Below are 24,922 nucleotides of genomic sequence, written 5' to 3' on the forward strand. Positions count from 1 at the left end.
TTAGACCTGCCCGGGCGCGCGTTCTCGGCCCGGCGGGTCCGGGGCCGCCTCGATGCCGGCCCCTCCCTCACGCAGCCCTCGCGGGCTCGGCGCCGGAGCGCCTCACAAGCTTCGGCCGGACTGCGCCGGACTCCGTCCGTCGGGTAAGTGATCAGCCCAGCGGGTCCGGGGCCGCCTCGATGCCGTACTGCGCGAGCTTCGCGCGGCCGCAGTCGGGGGCCGTCAGGACCAGGGGGCCCTGCTCGGTGAGGGCGATCGAGTGCTCCCAGTGGGAGGACCAGGTGCCGTCCGTCGTGATGACCGTCCAGTCGTCCTGGAGCACCTCGGTCTGCGCCGTACCGAGCGAGACCATCGGCTCGATCGCCAGGCAGACGCCGGGTACGAGCTTGATGCCCTTGCCGCGCTTGCGCGCGACATAGTTCAGCAGGTGCGGGTCCATGTGCATCTCGGTGCCGATGCCGTGGCCGCCGTAGTCCTCGATGATCCCGTACTTGCCGGTGGCGGGGCGGGGCTGTCGGCGGATGTAGGACTCGATCGCCTTCGAGATGTCGACGAGGCGGTTGTTCACCTTCATCGCGGCGATCCCGGCCCACATGGACTCCTCGGTCACCCGGGACAGCTCGATGAGCTCCGGAGCGTGACCGGTGCCGACGAACGCGGTGTACGCGGCGTCGCCGTGCCAGCCGTCGACGATCGCGCCGGCGTCGATGGAGATGATGTCGCCGTCCTTGAGGACGGTCTTGTCGTCCGGGATGCCGTGGACGACGACCTCGTTGACCGAGGTGCAGATGGTCGCGGGGAACCCGCCGTACCCGAGGAAGTTCGACTTCGCACCGTGGTCGGCGATCACCTTGCGCGCGACCTGGTCCAGGTCCTGGGTGGTGGCACCAGGCACCGCCGCTTCCCGCGTGGCCGCGTGAATGGCAGCGACCACCAACCCTGCCTCACGCATCTTCGCGATCTGCTCGGGGGTCTTGATCTGCACCATTACGCGGCGCCTCTCTGCATCGGACGGGTATCGAAGGGTGACGGGTGCTGCGGCGTACTCCACGATACGGCGCAAACAGAGCCGGCCGCGGCGCCCAAGGACGCCGCGGCCGGCTGTACAGCTACTACGGGTGTTTCCTCAGTCCTCGCCGGACTTCTTGAGGGCTTCCATCGCACGGTCGGTCACGTCCGTGACCTTGCCGAGCGCGGAGATCGTGACCACCAGGCCCTGGGACCGGTAGTAATCGATGATCGGCTCGGTCTGCGTGTGGTAGACCTCGAGCCGGGTGCGGACCGTGTCCTCCGTGTCGTCGTCGCGCTGGTACAGCTCGCCGCCGCAGATGTCGCAGACACCCTCGGTCTTCGGCTGGTTGTACGTGACGTGGAAGACGTGCGAACCGTCGTTCCGGCAGATGCGGCGGCCGGCAATGCGCTTGACCACCTCGTCCTCGGGGACCTCCAGGTCCAGGACCGCGTCCAGCTTGGCGCCCTCGTCCTTGAGCATCGCGTCAAGGGCCTCGGCCTGTCCCACATTGCGGGGGAAGCCGTCGAGCAGGAAGCCGTTCGCGGCGTCCGGCTGGGCCATGCGGTCCTTGGCCATCCCGATGGTGACCTCGTCCGGCACCAACTGGCCTGCGTCCATGTAGGCGCGGGCCTGCTTGCCAAGGTCAGTGCCCTGGCTGATGTTGGCGCGGAAGAGGTCGCCCGTGGAGATCTGCGGAATCGACAGGTTCTTGGCAAGGTACGCAGCCTGCGTTCCCTTGCCGGCACCGGGCGGCCCGACGAGGACGATTCGCATCAGCGGAGGAACCCTTCGTAATTGCGCTGCTGGAGCTGACTCTCAATCTGCTTCACGGTCTCCAGACCCACACCCACGATGATGAGGATGCTCGTCCCGCCGAACGGGAAGTTCTGGTTAGCGCCACCGAAGCCTGCCAACGCCATCGTCGGCACCAGAGCGATCAGACCCAGGTACAGCGAGCCCGGCCAAGTAATCCTGTTGAGCACGTAGCTCAGGTACTCGGCAGTAGGTCGACCAGCCCGGATACCCGGGATGAAGCCACCATACTTCTTCATGTTGTCGGCGACTTCCTCGGGGTTGAACGAAATCGCCACATAGAAGAAGGCGAAGAAGACGATCAACAGGAAGTACGCCGTGATGTAGTACGGGTGGTCGCCCTTGACGAAGTGGTCCTTGATCCATGTGGCCCAGCCCGCCGTGGAGTTGGAGAACTGGACGATCAGGGCCGGGATGTAGAGCAGCGAAGAAGCGAAGATGACGGGAATCACACCCGCCTGATTCACCTTCAGCGGGATGTACGTGGACGTACCCCCGTAGGACCTGCGGCCGATCATGCGCTTCGCGTACTGCACCGGAATCCGACGCTGGGCCTGCTCGACGAAGACCACGAGGGCCACCATCACGAAGCCGACCAGGATGACGGTGCCGAACTCGATCCAGCCGTCGGCCAGCTTGCCACTCTGCTTGATGGCCCACAGGGCGCCGGGGAAGCTGGCGGCGATCGAGATGAACATCAGGATCGACATGCCGTTGCCGATGCCGCGGTCGGTGATGAGCTCACCGAGCCACATGACGGCGGCGGTGCCCGCAGTCATCGTGACCACCATGACGATGGTCGTGAAGATGGAGTGGTTCGGGACGATCTGGTCGGCGACCGGGCAGCCGCTGAACAGTGCGCCGCTGGTGGCGGTGGCCACCAGGCCGGTGCCCTGGAGGATGGCGAGCGCGACGGTCAGATAACGCGTGTACTGCGTGATCTTGGCCTGGCCGGACTGCCCCTCCTTCTTGAGCGCCTCGAGTCGGGGAATGACCACGGTCAGCAACTGAAGAATGATGCTGGCCGTGATGTACGGCATGATGCCGAGCGCGAAGATCGTGATCTGCAGCAGTGCACCACCGCTGAACATGTTCACCAGGCCGAAGAGGCTGTTGTTGCCCTTGCTTGCCTGGTCAACACAGGTCTGGACGTTCTCGTAGCTCACTCCCGGTACCGGGATGTGTGCCCCGAGCCGGTAGAGCACGATGATGCCGAGCGTGAAGAGCAGCTTCTTGCGCAGGTCGGGCGTCTTGAACGCCCGGGCGAACGCGGTGAGCACGGTGCCTCCTGCGACCCCCGCGCAGAGCGAGAGGTGACGGTCTTGAGGATCGACGAATACGTAACAGTCAAAGATTCCTGGGCGTGTGCCCAGGGGTTACCACAGCAACAGTGCTGGCCACCTTACCGGCGACCATGCCCCCCTAGGAACGACCAACCGGGGATGCCCCAAATAAGAGGCATCCCCGGTTGGATGTTCAGGCCATCGAGTTGTCCGAGTTGTCTCAGACGAGCTCAGTGACGGTGCCGCCGGCGGCGGCAATCTTCTCCTTGGCGGAGCCGGAGACGGCGTCAACCGAAACCTGCAGCGCCACGGAGATCTCGCCCTGTCCGAGGACCTTGACGAGGTGGTTGTTGCGCACCGCACCCTTGGCGACCAGGTCGGCCACGGTGACCTCTCCACCCTCGGGGTAGAGCGTCGCGAGCTTGTCCAGGTTCACGACCTGGTACTCGGTGCGGAACGGGTTCTTGAAGCCCTTGAGCTTCGGGAGACGCATGTGGAGGGGCATCTGGCCACCCTCGAAGCGCTCCGGAACCTGGTAACGGGCCTTCGTGCCCTTGGTACCACGACCAGCGGTCTTACCCTTGGACGCCTCACCACGACCCACACGGGTCTTGGCGGTCTTGGCGCCCGGGGCAGGCCGGAGGTCGTGGGCCTTCAGCGGCTTGTTCTCCGCCATGTCAGTCGACCTCCTCAACCGTCACGAGGTGGCGGACGGTGTGCACCATTCCGCGGAACTCGGGGCGGTCCTCCTTGACAACCACGTCGTGCAGGCGCTTGAGCCCGAGCGAACGAAGGGTGTCGCGGTGGTTCTGCTTGCTGCCGATGTACGACTTCGTCTGCGTGATCTTGAGGCGAGCCATTACGCACCCGCTCCCGCACGTGCACGAAGCAGAGCCGCGGGGGCGACGTCCTCGAGGGGCAGACCACGGCGAGCCGCGATCTCCTCGGGACGCTGCAGGCCCTTGAGGGCCGCCACGGTCGCGTGCACGATGTTGATCGCGTTGGACGAGCCAAGCGACTTCGACAGGATGTCGTGAACGCCGGCGCACTCCAGAACGGCACGCACCGGGCCACCGGCGATAACACCGGTACCGGGGGAAGCCGGCTTCAGCAGCACGACACCCGCGGCCCGCTCGCCCGTGATCGGGTGAGGGATGGTGCCCTGGATGCGCGGAACCTTGAAGAAGTTCTTCTTGGCTTCTTCCACGCCCTTGGCAATGGCCGCGGGAACTTCCTTGGCCTTGCCGTAACCGACACCGACGGTGCCGTCACCATCGCCCACCACGACCAGCGCGGTGAAGCTGAAGCGACGACCACCCTTCACAACCTTGGCGACGCGGTTGATCGCGACAACGCGCTCAACGTACGCGGTCTTCTCGGCGGCAGCTGCGCCGCCGTCACGGCCCTTCCGGTCCCGCCGCTCGCCGCCACCGGCACCGCTTCCGCGGCGCTGGGGTCCAGCCATTGGATTTACCTCTCTCTGTTACGTCCGCTGTGCGTAGGAACCGGGGCTTAGAACTTCAGCCCGGCTTCACGGGCGGCGTCAGCCAGAGCGGCAATCCGCCCGGCGTACTGGTTGCCACCGCGGTCAAACACGACGGCCTCGACGCCTGCAGCCTTGGCGCGCTCGGCGACCAGGGCGCCGACCTGCTTGGCCTGGGCGCTCTTGTCACCCTCGCCACCACGGATGGACACGTCCAGGGTCGACGCCGAGGCGAGCGTGTGGCCCGCGATGTCGTCGATCACCTGAGCGACCATGTGGCGGTTGGATCGCGTCACGACCAAGCGGGGACGCTCCGGCGAACCGGAGATGTGCTTGCGGACGCGGATGTGGCGACGCTTGAGGGCGGCACGCTTGTATGCGTCGCCCTTGGCGATCTTTACGCCGTATGCCATCGCTACTTACCAGCCTTTCCGACCTTGCGGCGGATGACCTCGCCGGCGTACTTGACGCCCTTGGCCTTGTACGGGTCAGGCTTCCGCAGCTTGCGGATCTTGGCCGCGGTCTCGCCGACCTTCTGCTTGTCGATGCCCTCGACGGAGAACTTCGTGGGGGACTCCACCTTGAAGGTGATGCCCTCCGGGGCCTCGATCAGGATCGGGTGGCTGTAGCCCAGGGCGAACTCCAGGTTGGAGCCCTTCGCCTGGACGCGGTAACCGACACCACTGATCTCGAGCGCCTTGATGTATCCCTGGGTCACACCGGTGATCATGTTCGCCACCAGCGTGCGGGACAGGCCGTGAAGGGCCTTGTTCTGACGCTCGTCGTTCGGGCGGACGACGTTCAGGACGCCGTCCTCACCCTTGGTGACCTCGATCGGCGCGGCAACGGTGTGCGAGAGGGAACCCTTGGGGCCCTTCACCGCGACCGTGCGGCCATCGATGGTGACGTCCACACCGGCGGGAACCTGGATGGGGAGCTTGCCGATTCGCGACATTAGCTATTCCTCCGTTCCCGACTACCAGACGTAGGCGAGGACTTCCCCACCTACGCCCTTCTTCTGAGCCTGCTGACCGGTCAGGAGACCGTGGGACGTGGAGATGATCGCCACGCCCAGGCCGCCGAGGACCTTCGGCAGGTTGGTGGACTTTGCGTATACACGCAGACCCGGCTTCGAGATTCGCTTGATGCCGGCGATCGAGCGCTCGCGGTTCGGGCCGAACTTCAGCTCGAGGACGAGGTTCTTGCCAACCTCGGCGTCCTCGACCTTCCAGCCCGTGATGAAGCCCTCCTGCTGGAGGATCTCCGCGATGTGCGACTTGATCTTGCTGTGCGGCATCACGACGTCGTCGTGGTACGCCGAGTTCGCGTTACGCAGACGCGTGAGCATGTCTGCGATGGGATCAGTCATGGTCATGAATTGGCCTTCGGCCTCTCTCGCCGGGGTTTCCTGTATGCGCCATCCCTCTCCCCACTCAGTGGCGGGACGGGTGCGGTGCGGGGACCTACGGCGTAGTAAGTCGGTCTTGGGCGGCAGGCGCCCAACCCCACAAGCCTACGGCATGTGAGGCCGGGCTCCTGCCGACCAGATGCTTACCGAGAGCTTCCGTCAATTCCCAACGCCCAGAGGGCGAAGAAGAATTACCAGGAACTCTTGGTCACGCCCGGCAGCTCGCCACGGTGAGCCATCTCACGAAGGCACACGCGGCACAGGCCGAACTTGCGGTAGACGGAGTGGGGCCGGCCGCAGCGCTGGCAGCGGGTGTACCCGCGAACGCCGAACTTCGGCTTACGGGCGGCCTTAGCGATCAGAGCCTTCTTCGCCACGGTCAGTTCTCCTTGAACGGGAAGCCGAGGTGACGAAGGAGGGCACGACCCTCGTCGTCATTGGTCGCCGTGGTGACCACGGTGATGTCCATGCCCCGGACCCGGTCGATCTTGTCCTGGTCGATCTCGTGGAACATGACCTGCTCCGTGAGACCGAAGGTGTAGTTGCCACGGCCGTCGAACTGCTTCGGCGACAGGCCACGGAAGTCACGGATACGCGGCAGCGCGAGCGACAGCGTACGGTCCAGGAACTCCCACATCCGGTCACCACGGAGGGTGACGTGGCAGCCGATCGGCTGACCCTCGCGCAGCTTGAACTGCGCGATGGACTTGCGGGCCTTCGTGACGGCGGGCTTCTGGCCGGTGATCGTGGTGAGGTCGCGCACGGCGCCATCGATCAGCTTGGAGTCGCGGGCGGCGTCGCCCACACCCATGTTGACCACGATCTTGACCAGACCGGGAACCTGCATGACGTTCTCGTACGAGAACTCCTCACGCAGCTTGCCGGCGATTTCCTCGCGGTAGCGCGTCTTCAGACGCGGCGCAGTGGTGGCAGTCATCAGATGTCCTCACCGGTCCGCTTGGCAACGCGGATCTTCTTGCCCTCGTCGTCAAAGCGGTAGCCGACGCGGGTGACGACCTTCTTGCCGTCCTTCTCCACGATCAGCTGAACGTTGCTGACGTGAATCGGGGCCTCGGTGGTGACAATGCCACCGGTCTGCGAGCCGCGAGCCGTCTGACCGGCCTTGGTGTGCTTCTTGACCCGGTTGACACCCTCGACGAGGACACGGTTCTGCACGGGATAGGCCACGATGACCTTGCCCTGCTTGCCCTTGTCCTTACCGGTGATGACCTGAACCAGGTCGCCCTTCTTGATCTTCATGCTTACAGCACCTCCGGCGCGAGCGAGATGATCTTCATGAACTTCTTCTCGCGCAGCTCACGGCCCACCGGGCCGAAGATACGGGTGCCGCGGGGGTCGCCGTCGTTCTTCAGAATGACGGCGGCGTTCTCGTCGAAGCGGATGTACGAGCCATCCTGACGACGACGCTCCTTGACGGTGCGAACGATGACGGCCTTGACGACGTCACCCTTCTTCACGTTGCCACCGGGGATCGCGTCCTTGACGGTGGCGACGATGACGTCACCGATGCCCGCGTAGCGGCGACCCGAACCACCGAGAACACGGATGGTGAGGATTTCCTTCGCACCCGTGTTGTCGGCGACGCGAAGTCGCGACTCCTGCTGGATCACGTCTATCTCCTGATCGTCTGCCGGTTCCCGGCGGGGTTCGAACCTGAGTAGATCCGAACCCCACCGAGCCTGGCGGAACTTGCCTGAGGGGAGTGCCCCTCAGGAATTACTTGGCCTTCTCGAGGATCTCGACGACGCGCCACCGCTTCGTGGCGGACAGCGGCCGGGTCTCCATGAGGAGGACACGGTCGCCGACGCCGGCGGCGTTCTGCTCGTCGTGCGCCTTGAGCTTGTTCGTACGGCGGATGACCTTGCCGTACAGCGCGTGCTTGACACGGTCCTCGACAGCGACGACGACGGTCTTGTCCATCTTGTCGCTGACGACCAGACCCTCACGGGTCTTGCGGAAACCGCGGTCGGTGTTCGTCTCAGTCACAGTCTTCTCGCTCATCAGGCGCTCTCCACCGTCTCGATGCCCAGCTCGCGCTCGCGCATCAGGGTGTAGATCCGGGCGATGTCCTTACGGACGGACTTGAGCCGGCCGTGGTTCTCGAGCTGACCCGTCGCCGCCTGAAAGCGGAGATTGAACAGCTCTTCCTTGGCCTCGCGGAGCTTGTTGAGGAGCTCCTCGTTGCCCAGCTCGCGCAGCTCGGACGCCTTGGTACCGGCCGACATCACGACTCACCTGCCTCGCGCCGAACGATCCGGCACTTCATCGGAAGCTTGTGAGCAGCGCGGGTAAGCGCCTCACGAGCAATCTTCTCGTTCGGGTAGGACAGCTCGAACATCACCCGACCGGGCTTGACGTTCGCGATCCACCACTCGGGAGAACCCTTACCGGAACCCATGCGGGTCTCAGCAGGCTTCTTCGTCAGGGGGCGGTCCGGGTAGATGTTGATCCAGACCTTGCCGCCACGCTTGATGTGGCGGGTCATCGCGATACGAGCTGCCTCGATCTGGCGGTTCGTCACGTACGCCGGGGTCAGCGCCTGGATGCCGTACTCGCCGAACGCAACCTGCGTGCCACCCTTGGACATACCGCTGCGCTTCGGGTGGTGCTGCTTGCGGTGCTTGACCCTACGGGGGATCAGCATTTCGGTCAGGCCTCCGTTCCGGTGCTCTCAGCCGGAGCAGCGGCGGCGGGAGCCTCGGCCTTGGGGGCCTCGGCTGCCGGCGCGGACTGCTGCGGCTTGCGACCGCGACCGCCACGCTCGCCACCACGGCCACCACGGCCGGCCGGGCGGTCAGCGCCGCCACGGGCCGGGCGGTTGCCGGCGCGGGCAGCAGCGTTCTCGGCGCGGACCTCGGCGATGTTCTTGACGTCGCCCTTGTAGATCCAGACCTTCACACCGATGCGGCCGAAGGTCGTCTTGGCCTCGAAGAAGCCGTAGTCGACGTTCGCACGGAGCGTGTGCAGGGGCACACGGCCCTCGCGGTAGAACTCCGAGCGGGACATCTCGGCGCCGCCGAGGCGGCCACCGCACTGGATCTTGATGCCCTTGGCGCCGGCCTTCATCGAGCTCTGCATGCTCTTACGCATCGCACGACGGAAGGAGACGCGGGAGGAGAGCTGCTCGGCGACGGCCTGGGCCACCAGCTGAGCGTCCACCTCGGGGTTCTTGACCTCGAGGATGTTCAGCTGGACCTGCTTGCCGGTCAGCTTCTCCAGCTCGCCACGGATGCGGTCGGCCTCGGCGCCACGGCGACCGATGACGATGCCCGGGCGGGCGGTGTGGATGTCAACGCGGACGCGGTCGCGGGTGCGCTCGATCTCAACCTTCGAGATGCCGGCCCGCTCCATGCCCTTCGTCATCATGCGACGAATGGCGACGTCTTCCTTGACGTAGTCCTTGTACAGCTTGTCGGCGTACCAACGGGACTTGAAGTCCGTGGTAATGCCGAGCCGGAACCCGTGCGGGTTTACCTTCTGGCCCATTACCGGGTTCCTTCCTTGCTGCTGACGACCACGGTGATGTGGCTGGTCCGCTTACGGATCCGGTAGGCACGGCCCTGAGCACGCGGACGGAACCGCTTCAGGGTCGGGCCCTCGTCCACGTACGCCTCGCTGATGACCAGCGAAGAGGCGTCGGTGTGGTCGTAGTTGTGTGCAGCGTTGGCAATGGCACTGTCAAGCACCTTGCCAACCGGCACGCTCGCGGCCTGCGGGGCGAAACGCAGGACCGCCTGAGCCTCCGTGGCATCCATGCCACGGATGAGGTCCACCACTCGGCGGGCCTTCATGGGCGTGACGCGGATGTACCGCGCCTGGGCCCTGGCTTCCATGGTTGTCCCTTCGGTGTAAGTCATAGTCAGTCACCCCGCGCTAGCGGCGCTTCGACTTCCGGTCGTCCTTGACGTGGCCGCGGAAGGTGCGAGTCGGCGAGAACTCGCCGAGCTTGTGGCCGACCATCGACTCGGTGACGAACACCGGGACATGAATCTTGCCGTTGTGCACCGCGATGGTGTGACCCAGCATGGCCGGGACGATCATCGAGCGACGGGACCAGGTCTTGATGACGTTCTTGGTGCCTGCCTCGTTCTGTACGTCCACCTTCTTGATGAGGTGGCCGTCGACGAAGGGCCCCTTCTTGAGACTGCGCGGCATCTAAACCCGCTCCTAGCGCTTCTTGTTCGTCTTGCGGCGGCGGACGATGTACTTGCTCGATGCCTTCTTCGGCGAGCGAGTACGACCCTCCTTCTGACCCCACGGCGAGACCGGGTGGCGACCACCGGAGGTCTTGCCCTCACCACCACCGTGCGGGTGGTCAACCGGGTTCATCGCGACACCGCGGACGGTCGGGCGAACGCCCTTCCAGCGCATGCGGCCGGCCTTGCCCCAGTTGATGTTCGACTGCTCGGCGTTGCCGACCTCGCCGATCGTGGCGCGGCAGCGGGCGTCGACCAGGCGGATTTCACCCGACGGCATACGAAGGTGGGCCATGGTGCCCTCCTTCGCCAGCAGCTGCACGGAGGCACCCGCGGAACGGGCGAACTTCGCGCCGCCGCCGGGCCGCAGCTCGATGGCGTGGAGGGTCGTACCGACCGGGATGTTGCGCAGCGCCAGGTTGTTACCGGGCTTGATGTCGGCGGCCGGGCCGTTCTCGACACGGTCGCCCTGCGACAGTCCACGCGGCGCGATGATGTAGCGCTTCTCGCCGTCCGCGTAGTGCAGGAGCGCGATGCGCGCGGTGCGGTTCGGGTCGTACTCGATGTGCGCGACCTTGGCCGGCACGCCGTCCTTGTCGTGACGACGGAAGTCGATCACTCGGTAGGCGCGCTTGTGGCCACCGCCCTGGTGGCGAACGGTCACACGACCGGCGTTGTTACGGCCGCCCTTGCTGTGCAGGGGGCGGACCAGCGACTTCTCCGGCGTGGACCGCGTGATCTCGACAAAGTCGGCGACGCTGGAGCCACGACGGCCCGGGGTCGTCGGCTTGTACTTGCGGATACCCATTTCTCAGTCCTCGTCCGATTTCGGACGATCCAGACCGCCCTTAGGCGGTCGGACCGCCGAAGATGTCGATACGGTCGCCCTCGGCGAGGGTCACGATGGCGCGCTTGGTGTCGGCGCGCTTGCCGAAACCGGTCTTGGTGCGCTTGCGCTTACCCTGCCGGTTGATCGTGTTGACCCCGGTGACCTTGACCGAGAAGACCGCTTCCACGGCCTGCTTGATCTGGGTCTTGTTGGAGCCGGGCGCGACGATGAACGTGTACTTGTTCTCGTCGAGCAGCGCGTAGCTCTTCTCGGAAACGACCGGCTTGACGAGAACGTCGCGCGGGTCCGTGAAGGTCTTGCTGGTTACGGTCGCCTCGCTCATCAGGCGTCGCTCCCTTCGGTCTCATCGGCCTTGGGGCCAGACACGAAGGACTCGAAAGCGGCCTGGGTGAAGACCACGTCGTCGGAGACGATCACGTCGTACGTGTTGAGCTGGCCCGGCTCCAGGATGTGCACCTGGGGCAGGTTGCGGGCGGACAGCCACGCGGCCTCGTCGGCGCGGTCGACGACCAGGAGCAGGTTCTTGCGCTCCGAGATCTTGCCGAACAGCGTCTTGGCGGCCTTCGTGGAGACTGCACCGTCGACCACGCCGGTGACGACGTGGATGCGGGAGTGGCGTGCCCGGTCGGAGAGGGCACCACGCAGGGCGGCGGCCTTCATCTTCTTCGGGGTGCGCTGCGAGTAGTCACGCGGCTGCGGGCCGTGGACGACGCCACCGCCGACGAACTGCGGCGCACGGGTCGAACCCTGGCGGGCGCGGCCGGTGCCCTTCTGGCGGTACGGCTTACGGCCACCACCACGGACTTCGCCGCGACGCTTGGTCTTGTGCGTGCCCTGACGGGCAGCAGCCAGCTGAGCGACAACGACCTGGTGGATCAGCGGAACGCTGGTCTTCGCGTCGAAGATCTCCGCGGGGAGCTCGACGGTACCGGCCTTGTCGCCTGCCGGCGAAAGGATGTCAATGGTGCTCATTACCTCAAGCCCCCTTGGCCGCGGTACGGACCAGGACGAGGCCGCCGTTCGGACCGGGGACTGCGCCCTTGATGAGGAGCAGACCCTTCTCCGCGTCAACCGCGTGGATGGTCAGGTTCTGGGTGGTGACGCGCTCGTTGCCCATGCGACCCGCCATGCGCATGCCCTTGAAGACACGGCCGGGGGTGGCACAGCCACCGATGGAGCCGGGCATGCGGTGCACACGGTGGGCACCGTGGGACGCCTTGCCACCCTTGAAGTTGTGGCGCTTCATCACACCGGCGAAGCCCTTGCCCTTGCTCTTGCCCGTGACGTCAACCTTGACGCCGGACTCGAACACTGCGGCAGTGACCTCCTGGCCCAGCGTGTACTCGCTGGCGTCAGGGGTGCGGAGCTCCACCAGGTGGCGGCGCGGGGTCACGTCGGCCTTGGCGAAGTGGCCCTTGAGGGGCTTGTTCACCTTGCGCGGGTCGATCTCGCCGAAGGCGATCTGGACCGACTCGTAGCCGTCGCTGTCGTTGGTGCGGACCTGGGTGACGACGCAGGGCCCGGCCTTGACGACGGTCACCGGGACAACCCGGTTGTTCTCGTCCCAGACCTGGGTCATGCCGAGCTTCTCGCCCAGGACGCCCTTAATGTTCTTAGCCATCTCGCGCGTCACCTCAGAGCTTGATCTCGATGTCGACGCCGGCCGGCAGGTCGAGACGCATGAGCGAGTCAACCGTCTTCGGCGTGGGGTCGAGGATGTCGATGAGGCGCTTGTGCGTGCGCATCTCGAAGTGCTCGCGCGAGTCCTTGTACTTGTGCGGCGACTTGATGACGCAGTACACGTTCTTCTCAGTGGGCAGCGGCACCGGGCCCGCGACCGACGCACCAGTGCGGGTCACCGTCTCGACGATCTTCTTCGCCGAGGAGTCGATGACCTCGTGGTCGTAGGCCTTGAGCCGGATGCGGATCTTCTGTCCCGCCATGGCTACTAGTAGTCCTGTCTCTCGTAACGCTCTGGAACCCGAGGGCTCTCGTAACTCCACCTCCGACCCACGCGGTCGGGCGTGTCGCATCCCCTCTACGCAGAACTCCCGAAGGAATTCCCAACCAAGGGGGTGCGGGCCATGAGACCGCGGAACCGGGGGCGGAACACCCACCGGGTGCCTGGTCGGCGCCCCACTGTCACTTCCCGGAAGATTCCCGTACGTCCGGCCCGCATGGGGCCGACGAGTACTGTGGGACTCGCTTCCAGTCCTCCCGGCGGGAGGCGCGCAGCATTGACACTCAACCGAGCAACCTGGTCAGTGTGCCATATGCGACACGGCGCTGGCCAATCGGGCGGAGGATCTTACCCCCCGTGGCCGACTGGTCAAACGCGGCCGGACGTCGCCGGGGAGCTGCGGCGATGCCGACAGGTCCGGACACGGCCATTCCGGCCCGGCCCGCCACCGTGACCAACAGCACGCCGCACGCCCGCGACCGGGCCCGACCCGGTCTGCCGCACGGCCGCTGGAATACTCCGGGCATGGACACGATCACCAAGCCGGCCTGGACGCTGCGCCCGGCGGAACCGGCGGATCTCGAGGCCATGGCCGAACTCCGGGCCCTCGTCATGCGCCCGGATCTGGAGCGCCTCGGCCGGTACGACGAACATCGCGTACGGCAACGGCTGCGGGACATCTTCGCACCCGAGCACACCTCGGTCGTCCTCGCGGACGGCGAGTTCGCCGGCTGCGTCACCATGCGTCCGGTCGAGAACGGCTGGTGGCTGGAGAACTTCTACCTCTCCCCCGCGATCCATGGTCAGGGGATCGGCTCAGCCGTCCTGCGGACCCTGCTGGAGCGCGCCGACGCGGACGGGGCGGACGTCCGCCTCGATGTCCTGCAGGGCAGCGCGGCACGTCGGCTGTACGAACGTCACGGGTTCACGCTGGAGCACGAGGACCCGATCGATGTCTATCTGGTGCGCCGCTCCGGCGTGTAGCCGCGACATGCACCGTCAGCGCCCCGATCGCCGTCTAATCTGCCGCGGGAAGCGGCACCCGACCGGCCGCTCGGACGGGGTGAGCGGACGGAGTACGGCACGTGACGGATCGAAGCGGCCCTGGGTGCGGCAGTGGCGGGGTGCGGCGGCGCAGCGTCGTGCGAGCCGCCGCCGCGGCCGCCCTGATGGGCGTCGGCGCCTGTTCCGTACCGGCTCCGCGGCGCAGCGGCCCGATGGCGGACCCAGCCCCCGGCCTCCCGGTCGGCGGCCCCCGGCCGGCCCTGATGATGCAGATCCTCGCCCACCCGGACGACGACCTGTACTTCATGAACCCGGACACCCAGCAGGCCCTGGCCGCCGGAACCCCACTGGTCTGTGTGTACCTCACCGCCGGTGAGGCCGCCGGCCTCAACAGGATCCCCGGCCGGGCACGGCCCGCCCCCGACAAGGCCGCGTACTCCTCGGCTCGGCACCAGGGGCTGCGCCAGACCTACGCGGCCCAGCTCGGGCTGCCGATGTTCACCCGCTGGCACAAGTCCGTCCTCGGTCTGGCCGGCGGACATCGGGCGGAGATCAACACCCTGATGGGCGGCGGCCGACGGGTCGAGCTGATCTTCCTCAATGCGGCGATGCGCATCGGCCGCGGCCGGCTCGGGCTGCCCAGTCTCTGGCACGACCGGAAGCTGAACCTGCGCACCGTCGTCGCCGCCGGCTCACCGCTGGAGCGGGCGGGTGCGTACACCTACGACGGGCTGATCGATGCCCTCGTCGGGCTGCTCGACCGGTACCGGCCGACCGTCGTCCACACGCTCGATCCGGACCCGGACATCCAGCACAGCACGGAGGCCGTCCGCCGGCAGGACATCGAGCAGCCCGGCTACTCCGACCACGCCGACCACACCGCGACCGCCTCGTTCGCCTGGTCGGCGATGATCCGGTGGGTGGCCCGCGCGACCGACGACGGCGGGGGCGTGCCGCGGTTCGTCACCACCGCGTTCCGCGGCTACTACAACCGGCACTGGCCGAAGAACCTGCCGGGCGGGGTGCTGAAGGAGAAGGCCGCGCGCCTGGTCCCGTACGGCGGCGAGGCCGACTGGCGGTGCGGGAACCGGGCGGGCTGCGGCGACTACAACGTGGGCGGCGACCGGCCCCTGACCAACAGGAAGGGCTGGGTCCGCTCCACCCGCTACCGCTACCCCGGCCCCCGCCCCACCGTCACCGCCGAACCGGACGGGCGGCTCGCCGTCTACGGGGTACTGGGGCTGCGGGTGGTGCGGTGGCGCGAGAGCGCGCCCGGCAGCGGGGCCTGGGACGGGCCCGACGATCTCGGCGGCGGGCCCTTCGCGCCGGTACTGGGCCAGGCCGTGACGGCGGACGGCAGGCTGCTGCTGTTCGGGCTGCGCTTCGCGGCGCTCGGCGGACACGGGGCGGCGAACGAACGGGAGATCGCGCTCCTGGAACAGAGCTCCCGGGGCGGCACCTTCCACGCCTGGCGTGGACTGGGCAACCCGGAACCGGCCCCGGACCGGGGCCGCCGGATCGGCGTCCCGGTTGCGGTGACCGCACCCGACGGGCGGGTCCATCTCTTCGTACGGAACGCGGACAAGGGCGTGAGTACGCGGGTGCGGGGCGCGTTCGGCCGGTGGGGCGAGTGGACGGACCTGGGCGGCGGCGAGATCCAGGACGGGCTGAGCGCCGTGGTGGACGGGCACGGCCTGGTCCATGTGTACGGCGCCGGTCATCACGCGGTGCACCACTGGACGCAGGAGACGCCCGGAGCGTGGCTGACCGCCCAGCAGCAGATCGACGGAGCGCCGGTGCCGGGCGACGGGCCCGCCGCTCGGATCACCACGGACGGTTCCGTCGAACTGCTGTACCGGGCGGCGGCGCGGGCTCGGCTGACGGCCGTCACCGGGGGTACGGCGGTGGAGCGGACGGACTTCGACGGGTACGGGCCGGTGAGCGTCGCCGACTCGCCGCTCGGGCCGGTGCTGCTGGGCCGCACCGAGGAGGGCCGGATCCAGCTGCGTACGAGCGAACGGCTGTCCGTACGCGTGGGAGGGCCGGTGGCGCTCGACGGTCCCGCGCTGTACGTCGCGGGCCCGGGACGCCCGGCGGTGGTCGGCCTGGGACCGGACGCCGTCCCCTGGCTCTGGCGTCCGTGACCGCGCGCACCGGGGAATGCCGAAGGGCCCCGGTCCACCGCTTGCGCGGCGGGCCGGGGCCCTCCTTGGTGCTCTGTGCGGAGCAACCAGGTCAGACAGTCAGGTAATTACTTGACGATCTTGGTGACCTGGCCGGCGCCCACGGTCCGGCCACCCTCACGGATGGCGAACTTCAGGCCCTCTTCCATGGCGACCGGCTGGATCAGCACGACGTTCATGAGGGTGTTGTCACCCGGCATGACCATCTCGGTGCCCTCGGGAAGGGTCACAACGCCCGTCACGTCCGTGGTACGGAAGTAGAACTGCGGGCGGTAGTTGTTGAAGAACGGGGTGTGACGGCCACCCTCGTCCTTCGACAGGATGTAGGACTGCGCCTGGAACTCGGTGTGCGGCGTGACCGAACCCGGCTTGATGATGACCTGGCCGCGCTCGACGTCCTCGCGCTTGATGCCACGAAGAAGCAGACCGACGTTCTCACCGGCCTGGCCCTCGTCGAGCAGCTTGCGGAACATCTCGATGCCGGTGACCGTGGTGGTGGTCTTCTCCTGCTTGATGCCCACGATGTCAACGGTCTCGTTGACCTTGAGGACACCGCGCTCGATACGACCGGTGACGACGGTGCCACGACCGGTGATCGTGAAGACGTCCTCGATCGGCATCAGGAACGGCTTCTCGACGTCACGCTCGGGCTGCGGGATCGACTCGTCGACGGCCTTCATCAGGTCGAGGACGGTCTGGCCCCACTCCTTGTCACCCTCAAGAGCCTTGAGCGCCGAGACCTTGACGACCGGAAGGTCGTCGCCCGGGAACTCGTACTCGGAGAGGAGCTCACGGACCTCGAGCTCGACGAGCTCCAGGATCTCCTCGTCGTCCACCATGTCGGCCTTGTTCAGCGCGACAACGATGTACGGAACGCCGACCTGGCGGGCCAGGAGCACGTGCTCCTTGGTCTGCGGCATCGGGCCGTCGGTGGCGGCGACCACGAGGATGGCGCCGTCCATCTGCGCCGCACCCGTGATCATGTTCTTGATGTAGTCGGCGTGACCCGGGCAGTCGACGTGCGCGTAGTGACGCGACTCCGTCTGGTACTCGACGTGCGCGATCGAGATCGTGATACCGCGCTGGCGCTCCTCAGGAGCCTTGTCGATCTGGTCGAAGGCCGAGGCCTCGTTCAGGTCCGGGTACGCGTCGTGCAGCACCTTGGTAATGGCGGCCGTGAGGGTCGTCTTACCGTGGTCAATGTGACCGATGGTGCCGATGTTGACGTGCGGCTTAGTCCGCTCGAACTTCGCCTTCGCCACTGGGTCCTCCTGTGGAGTGGTTCTGTACGCCTTGCTTCATCGGCGCCAGGTGATCTTTGCTGGGATGCCGGGGCCGGGGGCATTCACCGCATTGCTTGCGCTCTGCGACGAATGCCCCACCAAGCTCCGGTGACAAGCCTAAAGCGTGAGCTCGGGAGAGTTACTCGCCCTTGGCCTTCGCGATGATCTCCTCGGCGACGTTCCGCGGAACCTCGGCGTAGGAGTCGAACTGCATCGAGTAGCTTGCGCGACCCGAGGTCTTGCTGCGGAGGTCTCCGACGTAGCCGAACATCTCCGAGAGGGGCACGAGGCCCTTCACGACGCGAGCGCCGCTGCGCTCCTCCATGGCCTGGATCTGGCCACGGCGGGAGTTGAGGTCACCGATGACATCGCCCATGTAGTCCTCGGGCGTGGTGACCTCGACGGCCATCATCGGCTCGAGGAGCACGGGGGACGCCTTGCGAGCACCCTCCTTGAACGCCTGCGAACCGGCGATCTTGAAGGCGAGCTCCGAGGAGTCGACCTCGTGGTAACCACCGTCGAGGAGGGTGACGCGAACGCCGACCATCTCGTAACCGGCCAGGATGCCGAACTGCATGGCTTCCTGAGCACCCGCGTCCACCGAGGGGATGTACTCACGGGGGATGCGGCCACCGGTGACCTTGTTGACGAACTCGTAGGACGCGTCGCCACCCTCGATGGGCTCAAGGGCGATCTGCACCTTCGCGAACTGGCCGGTACCACCAGTCTGCTTCTTGTGCGTGTAGTCGATGCGCTCGACGGCCTTGCGGATCGTCTCGCGGTACGCGACCTGCGGCTTGCCGACGTTCGCCTCGACGCGGAACTCGCGCTTCATGCGGTCGACGAGCACCTCGAGGTGAAGCTCGCCCATACCACCGATGATGGTCTGGCCGGTCTCCTCGTCGGAGTGCACCTGGAAGGACGGGTCCTCCTCGGAGAGGCGCTGGATGGCGACACCCAGCTTCTCCTGGTCACCCTTGGACTTCGGCTCGATGGCGACCTGGATGACCGGTGCCGGGAAGTCCATGGACTCCAGGATCACCGGGTTCTTGTCGTCGCACAGCGTCTCACCGGTGGTGGTCTGCTTCAGACCCATGACGGCGACGATGTCACCGGCACCCACCGAGGGGATCTCCTCACGCTTGTTCGCGTGCATACGGTAGATCTTGCCGATGCGCTCCTTCTTGCCCTTGACCGAGTTCAGCACCGCGGTGCCGGCCTCGAGGCGACCGGAGTAGATCCGGACGAAGGTGAGCTTGCCGAGGTGCGGGTCGCTAGCGATCTTGAACGCCAGGCCGGAGAACGGCTCGTCGTCCGAGGGCTTGCGCTTGACGACAACCTCGGGGTCCTTGACGTCGTGGCCCTCGATGGCCTCGACGTCCAGGGGGGAAGGCAGGTACCGGACGACCGCGTCGAGCAGGGGCTGGACGCCCTTGTTCTTGAACGCCGTGCCACAGAACACCGGGGTGACGGTGACGGAGCCCGCGCCGCCCTTCGATGCGAGGGTGATCCGACGGATCGCCTCGTACAGCTGCTCCTCGGTGGGCTCGACGCCCTCCAGATACAGCTCCATCATCTGGTCGTCGTTCTCGGAAACGGCCTCGAGCAGCTTGCCGCGCCACTCCTGAGCCGCCTCGATGTGGGTGTCCGGGATGTCGACGGTGTCGTACATCTCGCCCTTGACGGCCTCTTCCGGCCACACAAAGGCCTTCATCGACACGAGGTCGACGACGCCCTTGAAGTCGGCTTCGGCACCGATGGGGAGCTGCATGACGAGCGGGACCGCACCGAGGCGGTCGACGATCATGTCGACGCAGCGGTGGAACTCGGCACCCGTGCGGTCGAGCTTGTTGACGAAGCAGATACGCGGCACGCCGTAGCGGTCCGCCTGACGCCAAACGGTCTCGGACTGCGGCTCGACGCCGGCAACACCGTCGAACACGGTGACAGCGCCGTCGAGGACGCGGAGCGAACGCTCCACCTCGACGGTGAAGTCGACGTGACCCGGGGTGTCGATGATGTTGATGGTGTGGTCAACATCATTGAGCGGCCAGTGACAGGTCGTCGCGGCGGACGTGATCGTGATGCCGCGCTCCTGCTCCTGCTCCATCCAGTCCATCGTGGCAGCGCCGTCGTGGACTTCACCGATCTTGTACGAAACACCGGTGTAGAACAGGATCCGCTCAGTGGTGGTCGTCTTGCCCGCGTCGATGTGGGCCATGATCCCAATGTTGCGGACCTTGGCCAGGTCAAGCGAAGTGGTGGCCATAAGGCTCAATCTTCTCTCGGTCTCGATGTGGGTAGCGACTACCAGCGGTAGTGCGCGAAGGCCTTGTTGGACTCGGCCATCTTGTGGGTGTCCTCGCGCTTCTTGACGGCAGCGCCAAGACCGTTGGAGGCGTCGAGCAGCTCGTTCATGAGGCGCTCGGTCATCGTCTTCTCGCGGCGGGCGCGGGAGTAACCCACGACCCAGCGGAGCGCGAGGGTGGCGGCACGACCGGGCTTGACCTCGATCGGCACCTGGTAGGTGGCGCCACCGACACGGCGGGACTTGACCTCGAGCGAGGGCTTGACGTTCTCAAGCGCACGCTTCAGCGTGATGACCGGGTCGTTGCCGGTCTTCTCGCGGAGGCCTTCCATGGCGCCGTACACGATCCGCTCGGCAGTGGAACGCTTGCCGTTGAGCAGGATCTTGTTGATCAGCGAGGTGACAAGAGGAGAACCATAGACCGGGTCGATGATGACCGGGCGCTTCGGGGCGGGGCCCTTACGAGGCATTCTTACTTCTCCTTCTTGGCGCCGTAGCGGCTGCGGGCCTGCTTGCGGTTCTTGACACCCTGGGTGTCAAGGGAGCCGCGGATGATCTTGTAACGAACACCCGGCAGGTCCTTCACACGGCCACCACGCACGAGCACGATGGAGTGCTCCTGCAGGTTGTGTCCCTCACCCGGGATGTAGGCCGTGACCTCGATGCCGGAGGTCAGACGCACACGCGCGACCTTACGGAGTGCCGAGTTCGGCTTCTTCGGGGTGGTCGTGAACACACGCGTGCAGACGCCGCGGCGCTGGGGCGAACCCTCGAGCGCGGGCGTCTTGTTCTTCTCGACCTTGTCCTGCCGGCCCTTCCGGACCAGCTGCTGGATCGTAGGCACTACTTCTCCGGTTTCTGTGTGCCGTTCGTGAAACTAACCTGGAACGTCGCCGACCCACGCGGTCGGGTGTGTCGAATGCTGCAGGCTTCTGCCCTAGGGGCAGAAGGGGCGCAGATTGCGGTGGCCAAAGACAGGCTCGCCATGCGGTTGAGGACACGCACACGAGCCCAGGCACACCCCAGGCACAAGGTCTGAGCGTACCTACCTCACGGACTCCGGTCAAAACAAATGCTGTCCACGACGACGGGCCGCGCGTGACATTCCCGACAGTACCTCTGTTCCGGTACCGACGGGCAACGCCGCAGGGCGGCCACCCCGTACGAAACGGAGTGACCGCCCTGCGGACGGGACACGCGCCTTACTGGTTGTACGGACCGTAGTCGTAGTCCTCCAGCGGAACGGCCTGGCCGGAGCCCGTGCCGAACGGCGAGTAGTCGATGTCGTCGTAGCCGACGGCCGAGTACATCGCGGCCTTGGCCTCCTCGGTCGGCTCGACCCGGATGTTGCGGTAGCGGGACAGACCCGTACCGGCCGGGATGAGCTTACCGATGATGACGTTCTCCTTGAGGCCGATCAGGGAGTCCGACTTGGCGTTGATCGCCGCGTCGGTCAGAACCCTGGTCGTCTCCTGGAAGGACGCCGCCGACAGCCACGACTCGGTGGCGAGCGAGGCCTTGGTGATACCCATCAGCTGCGGACGGCCGGAGGCGGGGTGACCGCCCTCGGTGACCACACGACGGTTCTCGGTCTCGAACTTCGAGCGCTCGACGAGCTCGCCCGGCAGCAGCTCCGCGTCGCCGGACTCGATGATCGTCACCCGGCGCAACATCTGCCGGATGATGATCTCGATGTGCTTGTCGTGGATCGACACACCCTGCGAGTTGTAGACCTTCTGGACCTCGCCGACCAGGTGGACCTGGACCGCGCGCTGACCGAGGATCCGCAGCACGTCGTGCGGGTTGGTGGCACCCACGGTGAGCTTCTGGCCCACCTCGACATGGTCGCCCTCGCCCACCAGCAGACGGGCACGCTTCGAGATCGGGAACGGCGTCTCTTCGCTGCCGTCGTCCGGGGTGACGACGATCTTCTTGGTCTTCTCGGTCTCCTCGATACGGATGCGGCCGGCCGCCTCCGAGATCGGGGCGACACCCTTGGGCGTACGGGCTTCGAAGAGCTCGACGACTCGGGGCAGACCCTGGGTGATGTCGTCACCGGCCACACCACCGGTGTGGAAGGTACGCATCGTCAACTGGGTACCGGGCTCACCGATGGACTGGGCGGCGATGATGCCGACCGCCTCACCGATGTCGACCAGCTTGCCGGTGGCGAGCGAGCGTCCGTAGCAGAAGGCACAGGTGCCGACCGCGGACTCACAGGTCAGGACCGAACGGGTCTTGACCTCCTCGACGCCGGCGCCCACCAGGGCGTCGATCAGGACGTCACCGAGGTCGACGTTGGCAGGCGCGATGACCTTGCCGTCGACGACGACGTCCTCGGCGAGCATGCGGGCGTAGACCGAGGTCTCGACGTCCTCCGTCTTGCGGAGCACACCGTCCGCACCCTTGACGGCGATCTTCAGCTTGAGGCCACGGTCGGTGCCGCAGTCCTCCTCGCGAATGATCACGTCCTGCGAGACGTCCACCAGACGACGGGTCAGGTAACCCGAGTCGGCGGTACGCAGCGCGGTGTCCGCCAGACCCTTACGGGCACCGTGCGTGGAGATGAAGTACTCCAGAACGGTGAGGCCCTCACGGAACGACGCCTTGATGGGACGCGGGATCGTCTCGTTCTTCGCGTTCGACACCAGACCACGCATACCGGCGATCTGACGCATCTGCATCATGTTTCCTCGGGCACCCGAGTCAACCATCATGAAGATGGGGTTCGTCTTCGGGAAGTTCGCGTTCATCGCCTCGGCAACCTCATTGGTCGCCTTGGTCCAGATCGCGATGAGCTCCTGCGTGCGCTCGTCCTTGGTGATCAGACCGCGCTCGTACTGCTTCTGGACCTTCTCGTCCTGCGCCTCGTAGCCCTGGACGATGGCCTTCTTGGCCTCCGGCACGACGATGTCCGAAACGGAGACGGTGACGCCGGAACGGGTCGCCCAGTGGAAACCGGCCGCCTTCAGGTTGTCGAGCGTTGCCGCCACGATGACCTTGGGGTAGCGCTCGGCCAGGTCGTTGACGATCTCGGAGAGCTGCTTCTTGCCCACCGAGTAGTCGACGAACGGGTAGTCCTCGGGCAGCAGCTCGTTGAAGAGCGCGCGACCCAGGGAGGTACGCAGACGGAACGTGTCGCCCTGCTGGTACTCCTGCTCACCCTCCTCGGCAACCGGCGGCACCCAGCCACGCGGCGGGATGGTGCCCACCGGGAAGCGGATGTCGACCTGCGTCTGGAGCGAGAGCTCCCGGGCGTCGAAGGCCATGATCGCCTCGGCGGTGGAACCGAACGCGCGGCCCTGACCGATGACCTTGCGCTCCTCCTCGTCCGTGGTGAGGAAGAACAGTCCGAGCACCATGTCCTGGGTCGGCATGGTGACGGGACGACCGTCGGCCGGCTTCAGGATGTTGTTCGAGGACAGCATCAGGATGCGGGCCTCGGCCTGCGCCTCCGCGGAGAGCGGCAGGTGCACGGCCATCTGGTCACCGTCGAAGTCCGCGTTGAACGCGGTGCAGACGAGCGGGTGGATCTGGATGGCCTTGCCCTCGACCAGCTGCGGCTCGAAGGCCTGGATACCGAGGCGGTGCAGGGTCGGTGCACGGTTCAGCAGCACCGGGTGCTCGGCGATGACCTCTTCGAGGACGTCGTACACCACGGTGCGGCCGCGCTCGACCATGCGCTTGGCCGACTTGATGTTCTGCGCGTGGTTCAGGTCGACCAGGCGCTTCATCACGAACGGCTTGAAGAGCTCCAGCGCCATGGCCTTCGGCAGACCGCACTGGTGCAGCTTCAGCTGCGGACCGACGACGATCACGGAACGCGCGGAGTAGTCCACACGCTTGCCGAGAAGGTTCTGACGGAAACGACCCTGCTTGCCCTTGAGCATGTCGCTCAGGGACTTCAGCGGGCGGTTACCCGGACCGGTGACCGGGCGACCACGGCGGCCGTTGTCGAACAGCGCGTCGACGGCCTCCTGCAGCATCCGCTTCTCGTTGTTCACGATGATCTCGGGAGCACCGAGGTCAAGGAGACGCTTGAGGCGGTTGTTGCGGTTGATCACACGGCGGTACAGGTCGTTCAGGTCGGAGGTCGCGAAGCGGCCACCGTCCAGCTGCACCATCGGACGCAGGTCCGGCGGGATGACCGGCACGCAGTCGAGCACCATGCCCTTGGGGCTGTTGCTGGTCTGCAGGAACGCGGAGACGACCTTGAGGCGCTTGAGCGCACGGGTCTTCTTCTGGCCCTTGCCGGTACGGATGATCTCGCGGAGGCGCTCGGCCTCCTCGTTGAGGTCGAAGGACTCCAGGCGCTTCTGCAGGGCAGCGGCACCCATGGAGCCGTCGAAGTACGTGCCGAAACGGTCACGCAGCTCGCGGTAGAGCAGCTCGTCGCCCTCGAGGTCCTGGACCTTGAGGTTCTTGAAGCGGTTCCACACCTCGTCGAGACGGTCGATCTCACGCTGCGCACGGTCGCGCAGCTGCTTCATCTCACGCTCGGCACCTTCGCGCACCTTGCGGCGCACGTCGGCCTTGGCGCCCTCCGCCTCGAGCTCGGCCAGGTCGGTCTCGAGCTTCTTGGCGCGAGCCTCCAGGTCGGAGTCGCGACGGTTCTCCACCTGCTGACGCTCGACGGAGACGTGCGCCTCCAGCGAGGGCAGGTCACGCGTACGGCGCTCCTCGTCCACGAACGTGATCATGTACGCGGCGAAGTAGATGACCTTTTCGAGGTCCTTCGGCGCGAGATCAAGCAGGTAGCCGAGGCGCGACGGGACGCCCTTGAAGTACCAGATGTGAGTGACGGGAGCGGCAAGCTCGATGTGGCCCATGCGCTCACGACGCACCTTGGCGCGCGTGACCTCCACGCCACAACGCTCACAAATGATGCCCTTGAAGCGGACACGCTTGTACTTGCCGCAGTAGCACTCCCAGTCCCGGGTCGGACCGAAGATCTTCTCGCAGAAGAGTCCGTCCTTTTCGGGCTTGAGCGTGCGGTAGTTGATGGTCTCCGGCTTCTTCACTTCGCCGTGCGACCAGGTCCGGATGTCGTCCGCGGTGGCAAGGCCGATCCGCAGCTCGTCGAAGAAGTTGACGTCGAGCACTTGTCGTCAATCCCT

General features: G+C 66.2%; 31 protein-coding genes. 2 read left to right on the top strand and 29 right to left on the bottom strand.

All coding sequences use genetic code 11. From position 1 onward, the window contains the following. Positions 1-151: 151 nt before the first annotated feature. The 24 genes from map to rpsJ form a co-directional block, all read right to left on the bottom strand. Entirely contained in the window at positions 152-988 is an 837-nt protein-coding gene (gene map, locus ACWCP8_RS03100; protein ID WP_093773280.1) for a type I methionyl aminopeptidase, read from the bottom strand. A 138-nt stretch (positions 989-1,126) separates the two neighbouring features. After that, positions 1,127-1,786, bottom strand: a complete 660-nt coding sequence (locus ACWCP8_RS03105) for an adenylate kinase (protein WP_352265665.1) — start codon at positions 1,784-1,786, stop codon at positions 1,127-1,129. Then, entirely contained in the window at positions 1,786-3,105 is a 1,320-nt protein-coding gene (gene secY, locus ACWCP8_RS03110) for a preprotein translocase subunit SecY (protein ID WP_030914158.1), read from the bottom strand. Before secY ends, ACWCP8_RS03105 begins: the two co-directional genes overlap by 1 nt. Positions 3,106-3,328: 223 nt before the next feature. Next, positions 3,329-3,784, bottom strand: coding sequence for a 50S ribosomal protein L15 (rplO, locus tag ACWCP8_RS03115; protein ID WP_018550610.1), 456 nt, complete (start codon positions 3,782-3,784; stop codon positions 3,329-3,331). A gap of 1 nt (position 3,785) precedes the next feature. Continuing rightward, a complete protein-coding gene (gene rpmD / locus ACWCP8_RS03120; protein WP_018550611.1) occupies positions 3,786-3,968 on the bottom strand; it encodes a 50S ribosomal protein L30 in 183 nt (60 codons plus the stop codon). Next, positions 3,968-4,573, bottom strand: coding sequence for a 30S ribosomal protein S5 (rpsE, locus tag ACWCP8_RS03125; protein ID WP_030977962.1), 606 nt, complete (start codon positions 4,571-4,573; stop codon positions 3,968-3,970). The genes rpmD and rpsE overlap by 1 nt, the downstream gene beginning before the upstream one ends. Positions 4,574-4,620: 47 nt before the next feature. Beyond that, positions 4,621-5,004, bottom strand: a complete 384-nt coding sequence (gene rplR / locus ACWCP8_RS03130; RefSeq protein ID WP_030914149.1) for a 50S ribosomal protein L18 — start codon at positions 5,002-5,004, stop codon at positions 4,621-4,623. 2 nt (positions 5,005-5,006) lie between these two features. Beyond that, a complete protein-coding gene (rplF, locus tag ACWCP8_RS03135) occupies positions 5,007-5,546 on the bottom strand; it encodes a 50S ribosomal protein L6 (protein ID WP_030977959.1) in 540 nt (179 codons plus the stop codon). Between the two features lie 21 nt (positions 5,547-5,567). Then, entirely contained in the window at positions 5,568-5,966 is a 399-nt protein-coding gene (gene rpsH / locus ACWCP8_RS03140; RefSeq protein WP_030977958.1) for a 30S ribosomal protein S8, read from the bottom strand. A gap of 224 nt (positions 5,967-6,190) precedes the next feature. Continuing rightward, positions 6,191-6,376, bottom strand: coding sequence for a type Z 30S ribosomal protein S14 (locus tag ACWCP8_RS03145; protein ID WP_003948630.1), 186 nt, complete (start codon positions 6,374-6,376; stop codon positions 6,191-6,193). Positions 6,377-6,378: 2 nt separating this feature from the next. Further along, entirely contained in the window at positions 6,379-6,936 is a 558-nt protein-coding gene (gene rplE, locus ACWCP8_RS03150) for a 50S ribosomal protein L5 (protein ID WP_006126888.1), read from the bottom strand. Then, positions 6,936-7,259 (bottom strand): 50S ribosomal protein L24, encoded by a 324-nt coding sequence (gene rplX, locus ACWCP8_RS03155; protein WP_266982596.1) that lies wholly within the window; start codon positions 7,257-7,259, stop codon positions 6,936-6,938. The genes rplE and rplX overlap by 1 nt, the downstream gene beginning before the upstream one ends. A gap of 2 nt (positions 7,260-7,261) precedes the next feature. After that, positions 7,262-7,630 (bottom strand): 50S ribosomal protein L14, encoded by a 369-nt coding sequence (rplN, locus tag ACWCP8_RS03160; RefSeq protein WP_003966950.1) that lies wholly within the window; start codon positions 7,628-7,630, stop codon positions 7,262-7,264. 106 nt (positions 7,631-7,736) lie between these two features. Beyond that, a complete protein-coding gene (gene rpsQ / locus ACWCP8_RS03165) occupies positions 7,737-8,021 on the bottom strand; it encodes a 30S ribosomal protein S17 (protein ID WP_030977953.1) in 285 nt (94 codons plus the stop codon). Beyond that, on the bottom strand, positions 8,021-8,245 hold the full coding sequence (gene rpmC, locus ACWCP8_RS03170; RefSeq protein ID WP_015035581.1) for a 50S ribosomal protein L29: 225 nt from the start codon (positions 8,243-8,245) through the stop codon (positions 8,021-8,023). The genes rpsQ and rpmC overlap by 1 nt, the downstream gene beginning before the upstream one ends. Further along, entirely contained in the window at positions 8,245-8,664 is a 420-nt protein-coding gene (gene rplP, locus ACWCP8_RS03175) for a 50S ribosomal protein L16 (RefSeq protein ID WP_014047785.1), read from the bottom strand. Before rplP ends, rpmC begins: the two co-directional genes overlap by 1 nt. Before the next feature lie 5 nt (positions 8,665-8,669). Beyond that, complete coding sequence (gene rpsC / locus ACWCP8_RS03180) at positions 8,670-9,506, bottom strand: 30S ribosomal protein S3 (protein WP_030914139.1); 837 nt, start codon at positions 9,504-9,506, stop codon at positions 8,670-8,672. Continuing rightward, positions 9,506-9,853, bottom strand: a complete 348-nt coding sequence (gene rplV, locus ACWCP8_RS03185; RefSeq protein ID WP_004571827.1) for a 50S ribosomal protein L22 — start codon at positions 9,851-9,853, stop codon at positions 9,506-9,508. The genes rpsC and rplV overlap by 1 nt, the downstream gene beginning before the upstream one ends. A 40-nt stretch (positions 9,854-9,893) precedes the next feature. Next, on the bottom strand, positions 9,894-10,175 hold the full coding sequence (gene rpsS / locus ACWCP8_RS03190) for a 30S ribosomal protein S19 (RefSeq protein ID WP_003966956.1): 282 nt from the start codon (positions 10,173-10,175) through the stop codon (positions 9,894-9,896). Between the two features lie 12 nt (positions 10,176-10,187). Continuing rightward, positions 10,188-11,024, bottom strand: a complete 837-nt coding sequence (rplB, locus tag ACWCP8_RS03195) for a 50S ribosomal protein L2 (protein WP_267003009.1) — start codon at positions 11,022-11,024, stop codon at positions 10,188-10,190. A 40-nt stretch (positions 11,025-11,064) separates the two neighbouring features. Then, on the bottom strand, positions 11,065-11,388 hold the full coding sequence (rplW, locus tag ACWCP8_RS03200; RefSeq protein ID WP_030914135.1) for a 50S ribosomal protein L23: 324 nt from the start codon (positions 11,386-11,388) through the stop codon (positions 11,065-11,067). After that, complete coding sequence (gene rplD / locus ACWCP8_RS03205) at positions 11,388-12,038, bottom strand: 50S ribosomal protein L4 (protein WP_030914133.1); 651 nt, start codon at positions 12,036-12,038, stop codon at positions 11,388-11,390. Before rplD ends, rplW begins: the two co-directional genes overlap by 1 nt. 4 nt (positions 12,039-12,042) lie before the next feature. Continuing rightward, positions 12,043-12,687, bottom strand: a complete 645-nt coding sequence (gene rplC / locus ACWCP8_RS03210; protein ID WP_030914132.1) for a 50S ribosomal protein L3 — start codon at positions 12,685-12,687, stop codon at positions 12,043-12,045. 13 nt (positions 12,688-12,700) lie between these two features. Next, positions 12,701-13,009, bottom strand: a complete 309-nt coding sequence (gene rpsJ / locus ACWCP8_RS03215) for a 30S ribosomal protein S10 (RefSeq protein ID WP_003948644.1) — start codon at positions 13,007-13,009, stop codon at positions 12,701-12,703. A gap of 542 nt (positions 13,010-13,551) precedes the next feature. Here rpsJ and ACWCP8_RS03220 point away from each other — a divergent pair. Beyond that, on the top strand, positions 13,552-14,010 hold the full coding sequence (locus tag ACWCP8_RS03220) for a GNAT family N-acetyltransferase (protein ID WP_352266006.1): 459 nt from the start codon (positions 13,552-13,554) through the stop codon (positions 14,008-14,010). A 185-nt stretch (positions 14,011-14,195) separates the two neighbouring features. Continuing rightward, positions 14,196-16,175 carry a PIG-L family deacetylase gene (locus ACWCP8_RS03225; protein WP_451114139.1) on the top strand — a complete coding sequence of 660 codons (1,980 nt, stop codon included), beginning with the start codon at positions 14,196-14,198 and terminating at the stop codon, positions 16,173-16,175. A gap of 107 nt (positions 16,176-16,282) precedes the next feature. On the opposite strand, the gene tuf is transcribed toward ACWCP8_RS03225, so the two are convergent. The 5 genes from tuf to ACWCP8_RS03250 form a co-directional block, all read right to left on the bottom strand. After that, positions 16,283-17,476 (bottom strand): elongation factor Tu, encoded by a 1,194-nt coding sequence (gene tuf, locus ACWCP8_RS03230; RefSeq protein ID WP_030977937.1) that lies wholly within the window; start codon positions 17,474-17,476, stop codon positions 16,283-16,285. A 160-nt stretch (positions 17,477-17,636) separates the two neighbouring features. Continuing rightward, on the bottom strand, positions 17,637-19,766 hold the full coding sequence (gene fusA, locus ACWCP8_RS03235) for an elongation factor G (RefSeq protein WP_352265670.1): 2,130 nt from the start codon (positions 19,764-19,766) through the stop codon (positions 17,637-17,639). Positions 19,767-19,804: 38 nt separating this feature from the next. Further along, positions 19,805-20,275, bottom strand: coding sequence for a 30S ribosomal protein S7 (gene rpsG, locus ACWCP8_RS03240; RefSeq protein ID WP_030977935.1), 471 nt, complete (start codon positions 20,273-20,275; stop codon positions 19,805-19,807). A 2-nt stretch (positions 20,276-20,277) separates the two neighbouring features. Continuing rightward, positions 20,278-20,649, bottom strand: a complete 372-nt coding sequence (gene rpsL, locus ACWCP8_RS03245) for a 30S ribosomal protein S12 (protein ID WP_003948652.1) — start codon at positions 20,647-20,649, stop codon at positions 20,278-20,280. A gap of 358 nt (positions 20,650-21,007) precedes the next feature. Further along, positions 21,008-24,907 (bottom strand): DNA-directed RNA polymerase subunit beta', encoded by a 3,900-nt coding sequence (locus ACWCP8_RS03250; protein ID WP_352265672.1) that lies wholly within the window; start codon positions 24,905-24,907, stop codon positions 21,008-21,010. Between the last annotated feature and the right edge of the window lie 15 nt (positions 24,908-24,922).

The sequence above is a fragment of the Streptomyces sp. NPDC002206 genome, from assembly GCF_053593595.1.